The organism is Neobacillus vireti (genome assembly GCF_036962465.1).
Lineage (GTDB): Bacteria > Bacillota > Bacilli > Bacillales > Cytobacillaceae > Neobacillus > Neobacillus vireti_B.
The window spans coordinates 35884-54438 of record NZ_JBALNF010000051.1; the positions used below are offsets into that span (position 1 = coordinate 35884).

Annotated in this window: 17 protein-coding genes and 1 riboswitch; of the genes, 6 read left to right on the top strand and 11 right to left on the bottom strand. The window is 37.1% G+C overall.

The window, feature by feature from the left end:
- Positions 1-429 precede the first annotated feature (429 nt).
- The gene (locus V7077_RS19960) at positions 430-1245 is read right to left on the bottom strand and encodes a YitT family protein (protein WP_335505141.1); all 816 of its coding nucleotides are present in this window, start codon (positions 1243-1245) and stop codon (positions 430-432) included.
- Between the two features lie 206 nt (positions 1246-1451).
- Positions 1452-1641: riboswitch (Lysine riboswitch) on the top strand.
- A gap of 154 nt (positions 1642-1795) precedes the next feature.
- On the opposite strand from V7077_RS19960, the gene V7077_RS19965 reads away from it, so the two are divergent.
- Entirely contained in the window at positions 1796-3280 is a 1485-nt protein-coding gene (locus tag V7077_RS19965) for an amino acid permease (protein ID WP_335505143.1), read from the top strand.
- Between the two features lie 73 nt (positions 3281-3353).
- Here V7077_RS19965 and V7077_RS19970 read toward each other — a convergent pair whose 3' ends face one another.
- Positions 3354-3569, bottom strand: coding sequence for a helix-turn-helix domain-containing protein (locus tag V7077_RS19970; protein ID WP_215042713.1), 216 nt, complete (start codon positions 3567-3569; stop codon positions 3354-3356).
- Between the two features lie 152 nt (positions 3570-3721).
- On the opposite strand from V7077_RS19970, the gene V7077_RS19975 reads away from it, so the two are divergent.
- Positions 3722-3898: a hypothetical protein gene (locus tag V7077_RS19975; protein WP_215042715.1), complete on the top strand. Its 177-nt coding sequence runs from the start codon at positions 3722-3724 to the stop codon at positions 3896-3898.
- A gap of 61 nt (positions 3899-3959) precedes the next feature.
- Here the strand turns inward: V7077_RS19975 and asnS are convergent, their stop codons facing one another.
- Positions 3960-5351, bottom strand: a complete 1392-nt coding sequence (asnS, locus tag V7077_RS19980) for an asparagine--tRNA ligase (protein WP_335505148.1) — start codon at positions 5349-5351, stop codon at positions 3960-3962.
- Between the two features lie 361 nt (positions 5352-5712).
- Here asnS and V7077_RS19985 point away from each other — a divergent pair, with 361 nt between their 5' ends.
- Positions 5713-5943, top strand: a complete 231-nt coding sequence (locus V7077_RS19985; protein ID WP_335505150.1) for a hypothetical protein — start codon at positions 5713-5715, stop codon at positions 5941-5943.
- 22 nt (positions 5944-5965) lie between these two features.
- Here the strand turns inward: V7077_RS19985 and V7077_RS19990 are convergent, their stop codons facing one another.
- Positions 5966-6430 (bottom strand): GNAT family N-acetyltransferase, encoded by a 465-nt coding sequence (locus V7077_RS19990; RefSeq protein ID WP_335505152.1) that lies wholly within the window; start codon positions 6428-6430, stop codon positions 5966-5968.
- Positions 6431-6558: 128 nt separating this feature from the next.
- Here V7077_RS19990 and V7077_RS19995 point away from each other — a divergent pair, with 128 nt between their 5' ends.
- Positions 6559-6693 (top strand): BA3454 family stress response protein, encoded by a 135-nt coding sequence (locus V7077_RS19995; RefSeq protein ID WP_335505155.1) that lies wholly within the window; start codon positions 6559-6561, stop codon positions 6691-6693.
- Positions 6694-6746: 53 nt separating this feature from the next.
- Here V7077_RS19995 and helD read toward each other — a convergent pair whose 3' ends face one another.
- Entirely contained in the window at positions 6747-9062 is a 2316-nt protein-coding gene (helD, locus tag V7077_RS20000; RefSeq protein WP_335505157.1) for an RNA polymerase recycling motor HelD, read from the bottom strand.
- 199 nt (positions 9063-9261) lie between these two features.
- The gene (locus V7077_RS20005) at positions 9262-9915 is read right to left on the bottom strand and encodes a hypothetical protein (protein WP_335505159.1); all 654 of its coding nucleotides are present in this window, start codon (positions 9913-9915) and stop codon (positions 9262-9264) included.
- A gap of 781 nt (positions 9916-10696) precedes the next feature.
- Here V7077_RS20005 and V7077_RS20010 point away from each other — a divergent pair.
- A complete protein-coding gene (locus V7077_RS20010) occupies positions 10697-13084 on the top strand; it encodes an immune inhibitor A domain-containing protein (protein WP_335505161.1) in 2388 nt (795 codons plus the stop codon).
- 82 nt (positions 13085-13166) lie between these two features.
- Here V7077_RS20010 and V7077_RS20015 read toward each other — a convergent pair whose 3' ends face one another.
- From V7077_RS20015 to V7077_RS20035, 5 genes are all read right to left on the bottom strand, one after another.
- Positions 13167-13655: a L,D-transpeptidase family protein gene (locus V7077_RS20015; protein ID WP_335505163.1), complete on the bottom strand. Its 489-nt coding sequence runs from the start codon at positions 13653-13655 to the stop codon at positions 13167-13169.
- 108 nt (positions 13656-13763) lie between these two features.
- Positions 13764-15266, bottom strand: coding sequence for an aminotransferase class V-fold PLP-dependent enzyme (locus V7077_RS20020; RefSeq protein WP_335505164.1), 1503 nt, complete (start codon positions 15264-15266; stop codon positions 13764-13766).
- Positions 15267-15434: 168 nt separating this feature from the next.
- The gene (locus tag V7077_RS20025) at positions 15435-15782 is read right to left on the bottom strand and encodes a hypothetical protein (RefSeq protein WP_235739987.1); all 348 of its coding nucleotides are present in this window, start codon (positions 15780-15782) and stop codon (positions 15435-15437) included.
- Between the two features lie 169 nt (positions 15783-15951).
- A complete protein-coding gene (locus V7077_RS20030) occupies positions 15952-16776 on the bottom strand; it encodes a DUF2935 domain-containing protein (protein WP_335505167.1) in 825 nt (274 codons plus the stop codon).
- A gap of 85 nt (positions 16777-16861) precedes the next feature.
- Positions 16862-17599, bottom strand: a complete 738-nt coding sequence (locus V7077_RS20035) for a polysaccharide deacetylase family protein (protein ID WP_335505168.1) — start codon at positions 17597-17599, stop codon at positions 16862-16864.
- 142 nt (positions 17600-17741) lie between these two features.
- Between V7077_RS20035 and V7077_RS20040 the strand changes: the two genes are divergently transcribed.
- Positions 17742-18530, top strand: coding sequence for an HAD family hydrolase (locus tag V7077_RS20040; RefSeq protein ID WP_335505170.1), 789 nt, complete (start codon positions 17742-17744; stop codon positions 18528-18530).
- Positions 18531-18555: the final 25 nt, after the last annotated feature.

Genomic DNA, 18555 nt, shown 5'->3' on the forward strand with positions numbered 1-18555 from the left:
AGCTTTCCCTTGTCCAAAGTTCACTCGTCTTCGGACACCATCTTGCCTTTTTAGTTTTCCCTTGTCCAAAGTTAACTCACTTTCGGACATCATCTTGACTTATTAGCTCTCCCTTGTCCAAATTTCACTCGTCTTTGGACACCAACTCATCTTTTTGGTATTTCCTTGTCCGAATTCCCCTCGAATCCAGACACCAAGTGCTTCTATTTATGTTACGGTTCACCATAAAAAATTGGTTCTCAAACTAACTGCAAATTATTGTCCATCCTAATAATGATGTTAATTGCTATATCAAAGTTCATAGGATTTTATAAAAACCCAGATAAATAAAGAAAAAGACGTATGCAAATTCATACGTCTTTTCTTGAGTCTTTTAATTAAGTAGACCCCCTAAAACGGAACCCTTTAATAAGTTTAGTGCTACCCTTCTTAAGATGGATGTTGTCGATGAAACAGCCCCATTACTTCAATGGTTTCTGTGATATTGACGAAAGCACATGGGTCCACTTCAACAATTAAATTCTTCACTTCATTCAATTCATAACGAGTAATAACGGTTATTAAAATGTTTCGTTTGTCATTGGAATATGCACCAATTCCATCCATAATGGTAAGACCTCTATAGAGGTTGGTAAGTAAATGCTCCCTCAACTCTTGACCCTTATCTGTAATAATCATCAACGTTAATTTGGCATGGTCTGTATAAATAGTATCGACTACTTTTCCGGTTAAATAAATTGATACTAATGTATTAAGTGCTGCGTCCCAATTAAATAGAAACCCACTTATCACAATGACAACAGCGTTCATACCCGAAAGTAATACTCCGATTGGAAAATCCTTTTTTCGCGACACGATCATCCCAATAATGTCAAAACCGCCAGTGGAACCCGAAGAACGAAAGACAATTCCTACTCCAAGACCTGTTAAGATTCCTCCAAAAATAGATGAAAGAATAGGATCCTTCGCAATTGGAAGAACAGGAACTAGGTAAAGACCCACAGAAATGATAACCACGGATACGATCGTATTCATGATGAATTTTTTCCCAAGCATCTTATAACCAATAATGATGAGTGGTAAATTCAATAAAAAGTTTGCCAAACCGGTATTTAATGGGGTAATCATCCCTAATATCATGGATATTCCACTTAATCCGCTGCTTAAAACAGCGTGAGGAATTAAAAAAAGGTTGAATGCCACCACTACGATGAGGGAACCGGCAATTACTCCAATAATCTGCATGGCAAATCCTCCTGCTTCCCAATTTTTTCTTTTTTTTAAATGATACTGATTCTCTAAATCAAAGTAAACTTAATAGTTTTTTTCCAATAGAAAAAATAATCTGTCTATTTTGATTTTACTAATTTTAAATGAACTCATTGACAGTTTAAAGATATTAATGATACTTTAGTAGTATATTAATTGAATAGTAAAATCCTCATCAAAACCGGTGAGGTAGAGGTCGCGGTTTTTATAAGTAAAACGGATGAGATGCAGAGACATCTATGACTCCGTTTGAAAGGAAAAGCTGCCGAAGTGTGCTTTGTTCTCTTAAAAAGTATGCTGGGTCTGTTTTCGAATAGGAACAGAACTGTCACGTTTGAACCTACCAAGCAAACGTGTTGAGCTATCTTTCGGAAGGTATGATGCGGGGTATACACAATGCCATCGATTCTACTTCGATGGCATTTTTTATTCCAAAACTCCTTCTCGAACTAGTGATTGCAGGCTGACCTTTCAGGTACCTGCGTAATGTTAGCAGCACTATATAAAAAAGAAAAGGAGTTTTATTATGCAAGGACAAACAGCAAGACCATTAGAAGAAATTAATACAGGAAGACATACATCTAAAAAGGATTCAAACGAATTAAAACGAAGTCTAAAATCTCGTCATTTAACGATGATTTCTCTCGGAGGTACAATTGGAACCGGCTTATTCCTTGCCAGCGGCGGTGCGATACACTCTGCCGGACCGGGTGGGGCTATTCTTTCCTATCTTGTCATCGGAGTTATGGTTTACTTCCTAATGCAAAGCTTAGCGGAAATGGGCGCCTACATGCCCGTTGCCGGTAGTTTTAGCACATACGCTACAAAATTTGTAGACCCATCCCTTGGCTTTGCCCTTGGTTGGAATTATTGGTATAACTGGGCAATCACCATTGCCGCAGAATTAGCCGCTGTCACCATGATTATGAAATTTTGGTTTCCCCATACACCTTCATTTGTCTGGAGTGCCATTTTCTTAGTCATTATGTTCCTATTAAACTATCTTTCTGTAAAAGGATTTGGCGAAGCAGAGTATTGGTTCTCTCTTGTTAAAGTAGTTACGGTTATTATTTTTATCATCACCGGCACTTTGATGATTTTCGGTATCATGGGCGATCATGCAATTGGCTTTAAGAACTTTTCAGTCGGAGATGCTCCATTCCACGGCGGTTTTATGGCTATGCTAGGGATCTTTATGGCAGCAGGTTTCTCTTTCCAAGGGACTGAGCTACTAGGTGTTGCTGCGGGTGAAACCGACGATCCTAGTAAATCAATACCACGTGCTGTTAAATCTGTATTTTGGCGGATCCTCTTATTTTATGTTTTAGCTATTTTGGTTATTGGTCTTCTTATTCCCTATACAAATGGAAACTTGGCTAGTGGTGAAGTATCTGTCAGCCCATTCACGCTTGTTTTCCAAAAAGCAGGTATTGCATTCGCTGCTTCTGTAATGAATGCGGTAATCTTAACAGCTGTTTTATCAGCAGGTAACTCAGGAATGTATGCATCAACACGGATGCTATGGGATTTAGCAAGACAAGGTAAAGCGCCTAAATTCTTAGGTAAACTTAATAAAAATGGCGTTCCGGTTAATGCTTTAATCGCGACAACGTTAGTAGGAACACTTGCATTTTTGGCCTCTTTCTTTGGAGATGGTACCGTTTATGTATGGCTATTAAACGCATCCGGTATGTCAGGGTTTATTGCTTGGCTTGGGATTGCCATCTGTCATTATCGTTTTCGCAGGGCATTTGTTGCTCAAGGAAAAGATCTAAACCTGTTGCCTTATAAATCAAGATTCTTTCCGTTCGGTCCTATTTTTGCCTTTGCCGTTTGTGCTTTTGTTGTTCTAGGACAAAACTACTCTGCTTTTATGGGCGACCATATTGATTGGAGCAGTGTATTAGTATCCTATATCGGCTTGCCATTATTCTTTATCTTATGGCTTGGTTACAAATTCACTAAAAAGACTAAGGTTATCCCTTTAGAAAAATGTGATTTAGAAGTATAATTAACCGAAAAAAAACAGACTCTGCATAGAGTCTGTTTTTTTGGTTGCTGCTTTTATAAATCAAAACGTTTTATTACTTTTCTGATTCCCAGACATACAAATCCTCAATTTGACAATTTAATTCTTTTGAAATGGTCATTGCCGAATTTAGAGTCATTACCTTTTTAGATATGTAGTTATCTAGCTGGCTCCTTGGAATGTTTGTATTACTTTCTAAATTATCTAGAGTCATACCACTTTTTGATAATAACTCCTTGAGGTTACTTCTTTTTGCTTTATAATTGGTCAAAAATGACACCTCGCTTTTATTAAGCATACCATAGTTAACTTATAATGGAAAGGAGAACGGCTCCGGTTATTCTTATTGTTATTTCCATATCCTATATGTAACCAGGCATAAGTGGCATTTTTGTGATATACTTAAGGTGAAGGGGTGTTGAAATGAAAAGTTCGAATAACCGTTTCAATGATGGTCAAACCGTAAATATCATAGAAACAGGTGAGGTTGTCACCATTTCTAAATGGCAATATGTGAAAAATATGAAAAGATACTCGTATATCGTTAAAGAACATCCCAGTACATTTTATTTTGAAGAAGAACTGCAAGAAGATTCATAAACTGAATATGAATAACAAAAAGAAGATCCATTTCGTGAAATGAATCTTCTTTTTTCTATCATTAAAATTCAGCATTACCAGTTGTTCGTGGGAATGGAATAACGTCCCTAATATTAGCCATACCCGTTAAGTACATGATTAATCTTTCAAAACCTAGGCCATAACCTGAGTGTTTTGTTCCACCATATTTCCTTAATTCCAGATACCACCAATAGTCTTCCTCACTCATCCCAAGCTCTTTGATTTTTCCGGCTAGGATATCCTCACGTTCTTCACGCTGACTTCCACCGATTAATTCGCCGATTCCCGGTACTAGTAAATCTGTTGCAGCTACGGTTTTGTTATCTTCATTTAGACGCATATAGAATGCTTTGATCTCTTTTGGATAATCTGTAACAAACACTGGGCGTTTAAAGACTTTTTCACACAGATAGCGTTCATGTTCCGTTTGCAGATCAAGTCCCCATTCAACCGGATAAGCAAAGGTTTCACTTGAATTCTTCAATAACTCAATTGCTTCTGTATACGTTACCCGTCCAAAGTTTGCTGAATGAGCCAGATTCAAACGATCTAACAATCCTTTTTCTACAAAGCTGTTAAAAAAGTTCATTTCTTCTGGAGCTTGTTCCAATACATAACCAATGACATACTTCACCATTTCTTCCGCTAAATCCATGATATCCGGTAACTCGGCAAAAGCAAGCTCAGGTTCAATCATCCAAAACTCAGCCGCATGTCTTGCCGTATTTGAGTTTTCCGCTCTAAAGGTTGGACCAAATGTATACACATTTCTAAAGGCCAATGCAAACGCTTCGGCAGAAAGCTGACCACTCACGGTAAGATTAGTTTCTTTATTAAAGAAATCCTTTGTTACATCAGTTTTGCCATCTTTAGTTTTTGGAAGATTATCCATATCCATAGTGGTGACACGGAACATTTCGCCAGCACCCTCCGTATCACTGCCCGTGATAATTGGTGAATGAACATATACAAATCCTTTGTCCTGGAAAAATTTATGAATCGCATAAGATGCTAACGATCTTACACGGAAAACAGCATTGAAAGTATTTGTTCTTGGACGTAAATGCGCGATGGTTCTTAAATATTCAAAGGAATGCCTTTTTTTCTGCAGCGGATAATCTATATTAGATGTCCCTTCAATAGAAATTTCCGTCGCCTTAATTTCAAAGGGCTGCTTTGCTTGAGGTGTATAAACAAAGTCACCCTCTACACGAATCGAAGAGCTAATGGGAAGCTTGGTAATTTCCTTAAAGTTATCTAATTGCTCGTCAAAAACGATCTGAACACCTTTAAAAAAGCTTCCATCATTTAATTCAATGAACCCAAAGGTTTTGGAATCTCGTATCGTCCGGATCCATCCGGATAATTGAACCTTCTGTTCAACATAACTTTCCGTATTTCTGTACAAATCCTTAATTAAGACCTGTTTCATTCTTCTTCCTCCTAAATCCTATGTAAAAAGTTATGCTAATAGCCAGAATCATTGTTTTACCCGATATAATAATAAAAACCCTTCATCCTAAGGGAAGAAAGGTAGAATACTGACTATCATCATTTTTCTTTATCCCTTCAATATTATACAAAATACCATGGCCTATAAGCAATATTCAACAAATTATTCGGGGGATAGAGGGTAATTTGTCATTTTTTAGTTATTCTCCCCCTATCGTCCATGCCCAATATTCTTTAGTAATTATTATTTTATTTTTCAGAAATCTATCTTGGAATTAGCAGGAATCCGTTTAATTATAGTCGAATTAATAAAAAATAAATACTTGATTGGGGGTAAGATTGTGGACAAGGTTACTTGTATTGCCTATCTGCTTTACACATCTTCTAAGAATCAAGACAACAGAGAAAAAGCTATCCAGTTATTAAATGGCGATGTTTCGGTACATGATTTAAAAAGGAATCAATCGGTTCGAACACTAATCGTTATGGCCGAATCCATGATAAGAAAAAACAAAGTTGATAAAACAGAAGTGCAACGATTTGTTGACGAATTTATGGTAGTCGAGGTGTAACATTCTATTGGCAGGATGAATTTTATATTTGTTTTTGATAACATAATATTGCACTTCCATTTTGAGCCTTAGACGTTATATAATAAACAAATCCTAAAGATTTCCAAAAGCACTGCGCTTTTGTGTTTTCTTGCAATATGCCAATTCTAATGTTGTCCAACCCCCGATTTCGCATCTCATTCTCGAATTTTTCATATGCCTGTTTACCGAAGCCAAATCCTTGATAATCTTTATGAATTATTAACAATCCCAGCCAAGGAAAAGAATCTTTCAGATTTACCAGCATATAATCAATAACCCCAATATACGTATCGTCAAGCTTAATAAATTCACTAGTTGTATTTGGGTTCAAAAATTCGTTTTCCATATCCGTAAGTGACCTAGCTTTTTCCCTATTTTCCATCTCATTATATTGCGGATTTGAATTTATGATCTCTAGAGCAATATATATAGTTTCTTTGTTTATTTCTTCGAAGTTTATAGACAACCCGAACACTCCCTTAGATTTGAGGTAATACTTTATAACAATCGCACAGAAAACCCCTATGAATTTGCCAGCTTGTCATAACGGTCTGACACAAATTTAATAATACTATAAGAAAAAGGTGATTTTAAATGGTCCAAGTTGAAGTAAAAATAACTTTTGAAGGAAAAAGCTACTTAACGAATGTTATCGCACAGCGTGAAACATCTGAAGATGAAATATTACGTCTTGCTACTGAACAAATTCAAAAGCAATGGAAAAAATAATTCCTAAAAAAGCGGCAGGGGAACCAAATGGACCCTTGCCGCTTTTAATTTATTTAAATAACATCGTAAACATCCTTAGGTACACAAGCCATGAGGGGACTATTTTCACCGGTAGCAAATATATGGAGGGCATGCATAGCTCGGGTGCAAACGGTATAAAATAATTTCTGTTCACTTTCCTTTTGATACCGGGAACAATCATAAAGAATGACAGCGTCAAATTCTATTCCCTTCGCTAAGTAAGATGGAATCACATTAATTCCTCTTTCATAAGAAATGGTTCCCTTTTCAATTAAATGGAGCGGGATTGCTTCTTTAAGTTCCTCAAACAAAGCTTTACTTTCTGCCTCCGTCCGACAGATTACGGCGATTGTTTGATATCCTGCTGACTTATATTGTTTAATTTTCTCAAGAACTTCACTATTCAATTGTGCCTCTTTCACATATCTTACTGTTGGTTTTTTGCCTCTGCGATTAAAAGGCTCGATTTTTTCCCCATCTGAAATGAGTGCACTGGAAAACTCCACAATTTCCCTGGTTGAACGATAAGTTTTGGTTAGGACAAAAGTTTCAACCTCTTTTTCATTGTTATCCAGATCTGTCAAAACTGTTTGCGAACCGGTTGCCCCTGAAAAGATGGCCTGGTTAAAGTCGCCGAGCAGAGTCATTTTGCTATAAGGAAACAGGCGCTGGATAAAGGCAAACTGGAACGGTGTATAATCCTGTGCTTCATCAATAAAAATATGGCGAATCGCGGTGTTTGATTTCCGGCCCTCAAGTAAATCCTGCAGGTATACGAGAGGGGTAGCATCTTCATAAGGAACCACCCTATGCTGAATCTGGCCAATTGTTTGTTGACACATCTCTGGCCAGTATTTTTTAACAGATTGTTCATTATCCTTAAATAATTGCAGGTATACTTGTGTTAAATCAATAAATTTAAAGTTTTTCACTCTTACAAATAATGGTTTGAATTTTTCTTTTACAACCATTTCAGCAAGCAACCGTTGTTCCCGCTCAAAATCATCAAAGGTATTCTCAGTAAAACGATCCTTCTCTTGAAGTTTCTTAAATGCTTCCATATAATCCTCTTTTTCAAGGAATTGGACCTCTTCCTCCACCCAGCTTTGAGAACGTTCCCGTTTAACAGCTCGCTTTAATTCTTTTAACAACCATTCCTTTACAAGCTGCATCCGGTTTGGAATAGAAAAACTACTCTCCAACCCATAAAAATAATCGCTTATTTCTTTTTTAGAAATAATCTTATTTCCTCTAAAGGACAAGTCCTTAAAAATTAAGCCCTGGTTTGATAGCTTAGATACGTACTGGTCAATTAACGATTTAAATTCAAGACTGGCCTTAAAACGAATTTCCTCCACTCTTGTTTGATACGCAGCGTCATCATTTCCGCTTAGAAGAAACTCCATTTGCGAAAATGAATCCTCAACCTCAAAGGTCTTACCCAATCTTTGCGTTAAATACTCTTGAAAAGTAGATTGTTGCATATTTTCTTCGCCAAGTTCAGGCAGCACTGTCGAAACATAGCTGTTAAATAGAGGGTTAGGAGAAAAAAGCATAATGTTTTCGGCGTTCAAGGTTCCACGATAACGATAGAGTAAATACGCAACGCGCTGCAATGCTGCTGAGGTTTTTCCGCTCCCTGCTGCACCCTGAACGATTAATATTTTACTTCGCTCATTTCGAATGATTTCGTTTTGCTCCCTCTGGATGGTGGCAACAATGCTCTTCATTTGCGTGCTCGCATTATTCCCGAGGACTTCCTGAAGCATTTCGTCACCAATCGTTACACCCGTATCGAACATTGCCTTGATATCTGATTCCCGGATAATAAATTGCCGTTTTAGCGACATTTCTCCTTCTATGGTACCTTCAGGTATTTTATATTGCGCATAGCCTGGAGAGTAATCATAATATAAACTCGAAATTGGTGCCCGCCAATCATAAATTAAAAAGTTCTCGTCGTTTACATCCATTAATGAAGCAATGCCTAAATAGACTTGATCCACACGACTCTCGCCTTCTTCTAAGAAATCAATCCGGCCAAAATAAGGTGAGTATTTCAATCGGGTCAGTGTTTTTAGATTTTTATCCAAGTGACTGTGTGTACGTTCTCGCTCTGAGAGAAGTTCAGCCTGTTGTTTGATACTTGCTGCAGTTTCTATAATGTCATCGGGTTCATCCGTGTTGACCGTAACATCTTCCCAGAAGTTCTTGCGAATCTCGATAACATCAGAGCGAACAGCTCCGGTATTCTTTTGCAGACTCTTTATCTTTTGATCGATGACCTTTACAACCGTACCTACTCTCTCCTGCTCCAGTCGTAAGTCGGTTCTTTCTTTATCGCTCATCTAACCACTTCCCCTAGAATAGATTTCATTTCCTTGACAATGTACATATTATATGCTAATGTTATAATAGAGATTTAAACTCTGCTAACAATATACATATTATACCACCAGTCATTGTATCATGCCTTCGTTTAATAATCAAGGATAGAACTTATAAAAACCAAACGCCAAATAGGCGTTTTTTTACTTTGTATGAGATTCAATCTTTTCGATTTCCGCCAAAAATCCACTTTCTATATGTACCATAAACAAGTACCATAACACTTTTTATTAAAATATAATTTATTACTTTAATCTTCGTTTTAAATATTTTTGTTCTAATAAAAATTTGATATAAACAGGCATCAAACAAAACCACCTTCACTTTTGCCCAATAACCATTATTTTTTTTAAAGGTAAAGTAGCTGAAAAGCGAAAAGGTTATGGAATATAAAGGTGTGATTATAAAATGCTCCGTCCATGCATGATATCTGCCCCAACCAAAACGAAATTTACGAAGGAACGCTAAAAGTAAAAATAAGTTTGTTTCAGTTACCATTATCATTAAAAAGAAGGAGATCTTACGGATGAACTCATTTTTTTTCGAAAGCAAATAATACCAGTAATCGCTTATTACAAAGTAAATGGGGATTAAAATCAAGGTATAAACTGTTCTCCACCAATTATGCTTATATACCCGCAGACGCAAAAATAATAACTCTATTAAGGAAAAGTAAATTCCCCCAAGCAGTTTCTTAGTTAATCCTGATTTAGTTAAAGTTAGGTAAACGGCAGTAAAAGGAACAAAAATGGACTGAGATAAAAAAGCTCCCAGAAAATTGTCCAACGATTTATTTTTAAAAACATTTGGCATATATTTGTAACCCTTGAACAAGTTTAATACAAAGAATTCGAATAAATAGGAAAATCCCATAATGGAACCCAGAAAAATGATTACTTCCTTTTTATTTTTACTTTTATAAAAGGCTAATCCTATGAGGAATGTATGAATAATAAACAAAATAAAGAAAGGTATACTATTTTTATTTTTGAACCTCATATAAACAACCGTCCTTAGACTTTCTTATTTGATTAGTATGAGAAAAAAGTCAGGAATTAATTACAAAATAAATTGATAATAAGTTTTTAAAATACGGTCTTGAGACAGTCCGTCTCCTTGTCGACAACAAAGTTAATGTTAACAAACGAGTTTACGCAGCAAAGACAGATCATTTTCTGAAATATTTAGCTCTCCTCAAAAAAGGAGGGCTTTTTAAGTCGAACATAATTTCAAAATTTTCTACTTATTTATAATATGGAGGACAAAATGGTTTGAAATTCTAAATAAACTGTTCTCTAAAACTATATTGAAACTATAATAATAGTCATTTGGACAACTTCCTTGTAAACGCTATCAACTAACACATATTAACGATTTTGTTATTAACTATGTAATAAAATATTTACCATAATTATTATTCTAGTAAATTTGATAAAATCCCTGAAAAAAAATAATAATGCTGTCGAAAACCACCTCCAAATAACTGGTTTTTCAGGAAATAAGAAGAAATTTGAGGAAATAATCCTATTGCTCAACATTTATTTTCAGAATATTATTTAATTTGCAACTATTTATTTTTTAGGGGGGTCTATTCTTGAAGAAACTATTTAAAACTGGTCTAACAACTGCAGTTATGGCTGGTACATTGTTCTCAGGATTTCCTGGCAACTATGTAAACAGCAGCAATCTTGCAAGCGGGGAATTGCTACATAAGAGTTCTAGCGCTGTCTCACAGTCGCATGGTTCACTAGATTTGTCAGTTGTAAATGAAGACAAGCTGATCGAGTTGTTGATTAGGGAGGGTGTTATTTCTGAGAATGCAACTCAAGCTGAGAAACAAGCCGCTTTACACAATTACTTGGTACAAAAGGGTAAAGAGGACAATGTAAAAACGGATGACCCAATAGCGGCAAAAGTAAAAGCTGGTGATGCAAGAAAGCAAAAAAAGTTTAAAGAATATAATAACGGAATGATGAAAGGAAATGGCAACAAAAATGGGCAAAATGTTAAGGAAGGAAAGTCACCAGGAGTCGTCAAACAAGGTAAACTTTTAACGCTGGTAGTAGAGTACTCAGATTTCACTCACAACAAAATTCAACCAAAACAAACAGATAACTATTACAAGGATTATACGATTGATCACTTTGAAGAAATGATCTTTGGCTCAAACGGAGTAACAGGCCCTAATGGCGAAAACCTCATTTCTCAAAAGCAATTTTATGAACAGCAATCTGGTGGTACCTATACGATTAATGGTAAGGCGTATGGCTGGTTAAAAGTGCCTGGAACTGCAGCATTTTATGGTGCAGATAAAGGTACAGGACATGATAATGTAACACCAGGTGGTGCCGCACAATTGGTAAGGGACACATACAAAGCTGCAATTGCAGCAGGTATACCTTTACAAGACTATGATTTAGAAGATCCACATGACTTAGATGGTGACGGTAACTTTTGGGAACCGGATGGATTAGTTGATCACCTTCAAATCATCCACTCTGGTATGGGACAAGAAGCTGGTGGTGGATCACTTGGTAATAATGCAATTTGGTCGCATCGATCTGCCGTTTTCTATGATCCTGATGGTCTTGGTGCAGGATTGCCTGGATTTTATGATTATACAGTAATGCCTGAAGATGGTGCTACCGGGGTATTCGCACACGAATATGGTCATGACTTAGGCCTTCCTGATGAATATGATACAGCCTATTCTGGTGCTGACGAGCCAAATCAATATTGGTCGATTATGTCAAGCGGTTCATGGGCAGGAAAAATTCCTGGTACAGAACCAACTGGGTTCTCCCCATATGCAAAGCAATATTTTCAAGCTACACTTGGAGGAAAATGGACAGATCCAACAGTGGTAAATTTAGAAGATGTTACTTCAAAAGGCACACAGTTCTTACTTGATCAAGCAAATTCACCTCTCGGAAAAAATAACCAGGCAATTCGAGTAAATTTACCACAAAAGAAAACACACCTATTAGATCCGTTTGAAGGCAAATTCTCTTTCTGGGGCGGGACAGGCGATGAGTCTGATAACAATATGGTAACATCAGTTGATTTAACTGGTAAGAGTACTGCTACATTGGACTTCGATGCTTACTATAAGATCGAAGAGGAATGGGATTACGCTTTCGTTCAAGTTTCTGAAGATAATGGATCCACTTGGAAGTCGCTTTCAAATGCGAACACAACATCCAATGTTGTCTCAGGTGTTTATCCTACCATTCCAGCGAATCTTCCTGGTTTCACAGGAGACTCAAACGGCTGGACAAAACAAACTTTTGATTTATCTGCCTATGCCGGCAAGAAAATTCAATTGAAGTTCCGTTACATTACTGACTGGGGATTTAACGATACTGGTTTCTTCGTTGACAATGTAAAGGTTACTGCTGACGGTACTAATGTATTGAATGAAGATGGTGAAGGAACAACTTCAGCTTTCACCCATAACGGCTTCAACAAGTTCGACGGCAATGTTTACGCTGATCACTACTATTTACTTGAGTGGCGAAATCATCAAGGAGTAGATCAAGGTCTTGCTCATATTAAACGCGGAAGTTCTTTAATGAGCTATGATGGCGGGTTAGTAGTTTGGTATGTTGATAATAGCTACACGGATAACTGGACAGGTACACACCCTGGGGATGGCTTCCTAGGTGTCGTTGACTCCCATCTAGACCTAAACTTAAAATGGCTCCTTGCAAATGGAACTACTGCAAATGCAAGTACTCGTTTCCAAATTGCAGATGCAGCTTTTGGTTTAGATCCTACTTCTGAATTAAATATTACTTATCCTGGTATACAAACTTTGAATGTACCAAGCCAACCAGCTGTATCTCTATTTGATGATAGCAGATCTTACAAAAATGCATTTGTTCCAGATGCCGGACGTGCTATCCCACATTACGGTCTAAAAGTTCGTGTAAATGGCGAATCAAATGATAAATCTGTTGGTTCAATTGTAATCTATAAGTAAACAATTTTCCCACCCTTGTATTTTAAAGGGTGGGATTTTCTGCTATATAAAAAAGGCAGGATAAAAAATCCGCCTTTAGAAATTATGGGCGTATACTGACCCTGGTTCCATTTGGAACCATTTCCGCAAGTTGCAGCACATCCCGATTATACATTCTTATACAACCATGAGAGACGGATTTTCCGATCGAACTCGGATCATTAGTCCCGTGTATCCCATAGCCTTGTTTTGATAATGAAAGCCATAAAACCCCAAATGGTCCCCCTGGATTATACTGGCGATTGACAATAACAAAATCCCCTACCGGTGTTTGTGTGAGCATCTTGCCGACCGCAATTGGATAAATTTTCACTAACCGGCCATTATTGTATAATGTAAGTCTCTTTTTACCAACAGATACTTCAATTGAGTAGGGTATGGTACTTGGCTCCGGCAGACCTGGAATTTGTATTTTTTGTCCCACATGCAAATGCCCGATTCCCGGATTTGCGGCGTAAAGGCGCCTTAGGCTCACTCGATAGTTTGCTGAAATCGATCCCAGTGTTTCGCCTGGCTGAACTGTATGGATCATGTATCCCACCTTCCTTCTGATAGCATATTCCTATACAAGTGTGTGGTTGACTATAAAACGGTTAAGCCTCGGCCCATCTCCGAAATGCTTATTTATGATTTTAAAGAATCACTTAAATCTAAAAAATGGCGACATATCCTCACGCAGGTGATGGATATAGAAATAATCATTACTAAGAGGATCATAGACGTAATCGTTTTTCCAATTATCTATGTTTTCGGTAATTTCTTTGATCGCTCGAACAAAGATAAGTATTTCATCATTTGTCATGATGGGGTGAACTGAGAATCGTACCCATCCTGGTTTGGTAGACATATCTCCATGATTAATTTGATCTGTAATTTGTTTGGAAGTAGCTTGATCGATTTCTAAGAGATAATGGCCATACGTCCCTGCACATGAACATCCCCCTCTTACCTGAATACCATACCTGTCATTTAAGAGACGAACCACCAAGTTATAATGAATGTTTTCGATATAAAATGAGACAATTCCGATTCTATCTTTGATATGCCCAGCTAATATTTTGACATCCGGAATCTTTTCCAAATGGGAAAATAACAGTCTAAGCTGCTCTTTCTCTCTTTTCAATATTTGATTGATCCCCATCTTCGTTTTCAAATTCAAGCATAAAGCAGTCCGAATTGATTGCAAAATCCCAGGGGTCCCCCCATCTTCCCGCATTTCAATCTCATCGATATACTGGTGCTCTCCCCAAGGATTTGTCCATAAGACCGTTCCGCCGCCAGGATGGTCTGGAACCTTATTACTATATATCCTTGAATCGAAGACCAATACTCCGCTTGTTCCAGGTCCGCCTAAAAATTTATGCGGTGAAAAAAATACTGCATCAAGCTTCTCAAGCGGGTCTTCCGGATGCATATTGATCTCGACATATGGTGCAGAGGCAGCAAAATCAACAAAACAAAGTCCCTTGTGTTGGTGCATCAGCTTCGCAAGCTGATGATATGGCGTTTGAATCCCTGTTACATTGGAGCATGCTGTGAAAGAACCAATTTTTAATTTTCGATCCTTATAAACATTAAGGAGATGTTCTAAATGACCTAAATCCACTCCCCCCTCCTCATCAGGGTTAATCACTATGACCTCACCAAGTGTTTCTAGCCACGATGTCTGATTGGAATGATGTTCCATATGAGTCAGGAAAATGATGGGTCTTTCAATATCAGAAAGCAGGAGTCGGTCTCTCCATACTTCCGGAACTCGCAGCCCTAAGATACGCTGTAGTTTATTTACGACTGAAGTCATCCCAAATCCGTCCAGAATGACCACATCATGTTGATCTGCATTAACATGTTCTTTAATAATTTTTTTAGATTGCTTATATAAACCGGTCATCATTAAACTGGTGATATTTGATTCTGTATGGGTATTGGCCATAAAAGGGCCAAATACCTCAGAAATTTTTTGTTCAATCGGTTGATATAGTCTTCCACTGGCCGTCCAGTCGGCATAAATGATTTTCTTTTGACCAAAGGGGGAATCAAATTCTTGGTTCATCCCAATCACATCTGGGCGGAATGATTGAAAATATTCTTCTAGGTTGTCTGGGATTCGAAACGTTTTACTTCCAATGTTGGCCGTGATCATTTGTTCCACACCTCACACTTTTTGTTCTTAATCAATATATGCAAGGCCCTTTTACACCGTTTCATTTGTTTTCAAACAAAGAAAGAATGGCCATTAAAAGGTTTCCCTGCTACTGGCAAAAAAAAAATACCCATCGGACACCGATTGGGTATTTTCACTATCTAGGATTCAATAAGTTGTAATTTTAGCGGATTCCTTTTTCGTTACCTCCTCAATTTTTTGAATAAACATTTGAAAAACTCTTCGTTTTTCCTCTAAATCTTTTATGTATTCTTTTAATTGGTTATAGCTTTCTTCAAAAGGTTTATGATACATTTCACGGATTTTTTCAATAATCTCCTCATTCACTGTTGATTGAATTACTTGTTTCGTAATTCCATACTTATATGAATACACCTTTAATTCCTGTGCCACTTCATCATATTCTTTGGCGATTTCAGCTAAAACTAAGGAAATATCTTCCTTCCACTCATCTAGTGATTTTTGTAAATATGATTTTGTCAGTGTTTCTTCCATAAAATACCCCACCCTACTTGATTCAAGTATATTAACCCTATTATAGCGAGGTTTGATTACACCCAAGTTTCCCACAGTTTACAAAGTGATATCATTACCGTTTTTATGGTTGATTACTTACAAAAAAACTATGCAAAAGGCCTCCAGCAGCTTGCATAGTTTTTTCGTACTATTCAAATGATGGTTTTCTTAATGAACATTGCATACTTTCGGTCTGAAGTTCTGGAGCAAATTCAGCTAATTTTTTGATAAAATAACAGGTTTCGGGAAAATGGTGTTCAAGGAATCGAAGGGTCGTTTTATTTAACAACCTATTACCCTTATATTTTTCAACTACAGATCGAATATATTGATTCATTTCGATAACGGTTTTGCCGACATCTAAAGCCAATTCTGTTTGACGCGGGAACCCCTGCTCCGTGAAGCGCAAGAACCCTTTTACATGATGATTCTGCAGGATGAACATCTGAAATCTTTGCGCATAAATATCTGATTGACGCTCAACAGACAGCTCAATCGGATCAATTAAATTCCTTAATAAAATGATGTGACCCAATTGATCCTCAAGCCATAAATCTAGCAGTTGATCCAATCTCAGCCGAACTGGCTGCTGTCCATTGACAAGGTAGGATAAGAGCCGTAAATATTCTTGATTTTCATTTAAAGTGCCATTTAAATACGTAGGTGACAGATCTAAGTTTATTTCATTACTAATTCTTAACTTCTGCATCTGTCCCTCAAATCGGTAATATTCGTAGGAAACAGCATAAGCTTGTTTAGCAAACGCAGCCATATCACTTGATGTGTAGCTTAAGGTTGGATTCATTTGTTTTAGATTATTAAGCAGGCCTTGGAATGATTGATTAAACCCTTCAGCAATAGAAATCTCCTTCCTTTCTACCACCGATAAATGATCCCGAACAAAAATCGCATGATCCTGTAAAATTTCAAGCCAGAATAAATGTTCCTCCCACAAACTGATAGTTCCAGACACCAATATCCCCCCTCTAATAAGAAGATATTCATGCCCGATTAAATTAGAAATTTTTCGCAAAATATTTCATAAAAACAAGCCATTATTACTGTTCTACTTCGACTATTTTGGCGAATTCTTTAAGCGTAGTAGAATATTTAACATAGGTCCGAGGAAGCAAGTATCGTTCCTTTACTGCACTTGAAGGAGTATATGGTCCAGGGGTAGTGGTCAGTCCATACGAATAATACTTTTCCGTTTCACTAACTACTCGCTTATTTGTGTTTCCATACGGGTATGCGAGTGCAATTACCATCTTTCCAGTAATTCTCTCAATTTTCTGGCGTGAATCTTTTAGTTCGTACGTAAGATTCTCTGATTTCGTTAAATCTGGATGGGTAGCTGTATGTGATTGAATTGAGATTAAACCTGAATCGGTTATTCGCTTTATCTCTTGTTCTGATAGACGATTGGGCCTGCCAATAAAATCAGAAATGATAAAAATGGTCCCTCTCGGCCTAAACTCCCTTGTTTGCAGCTTTTGAAAAATGGTAAACACATTTAAATTATTTTTATAGCCATCATCAAAGGTGAGAAAAATCGGTTTTTTTACATTTACTGCTTCCCGCCATTGTTCAAATGTTAATAACGTAAAACCATGATCTCTCAGGTAGATCATTTGTGCTTCAAAATTTTCTGGCGTGACATAAAGTTCCTTTGACCCAGTACCTGAATATTCAGCAATGGAGTGATAAATAAGAATTGGTATTTTCTGAGCAGCAATTACCTTGCCTGGTAAAGTCAAAATAGCAATGGTAAATAATAGGATAAAAGGCATTTTCATTAAATATTCCTCCCTTCATTTTACTTAAAAGATTCTAGATTACTTTTTCCTTTTACCCTATTTGTCATTCGGTAATTAAGAGATGATATCTCTTCACAAATAGTGGTAAACTATTCATAACTTTTAAAAAAGGAGCTCCCCGATGACAAAGTATAAGGTCCTATTCCTAGATATTGATGGTACACTTGTAACACCTGATAATAGAATTGAAGAATCAACAAAAGAAGCTGTTGCCCAGGTTCAGGCTAAAGGGATAGAAGTATTTCTTGCCACTGGAAGGCCGCTCCATGAAATCGATGATTTGGCCTCACAATTGAACATCCGCTCTTTTATTGGCTATAACGGGGCAAACGCAGTACATAAAGGTGAAGACATCTTTCAGGAACCGTTAGAGCCAGCATTGATTAAGCGTTACCTCACAATTGCAGAGGAACACAACCATGATGCCGTTCTATATACAAATAAAGAAAATCTCTTCACTGATCTACAAGAACCCTTTATCCAAAAATTTATTGAGGTGTTTCACTTCCATAAAAATCAACGGTATACCCCAGATATTGAACCTGCTATTTTGGGTATAACCATGATAAATTTGAGAACGGAGGATGTTTCTCTTTATGAAAACGAGCCGGGTATTCATTTATCACAAGTGAATGTCGAAGGACTTACGGATTGCTATGATGTAATTAGAGATAAGATTAATAAAGGATATGGAATTCAAACGTTATTAAACTACCTTGACATCCCCAAAGAAAGTTCGATTGCCTTTGGTGATGGGATGAACGATAAGGAAATGCTGCAAGCGGTTGGCGAAAGCTTTGCGATGGGTAACGGTCATCCAGATATTTTTAAATATGCCAAACATAGAACAACGGATGTTACAGATTCAGGAATCTATAATGGTTTGAAGACGCTTGGATTAGTTGAATAAAAAACAGAAGTGCAGGTATTTCAAT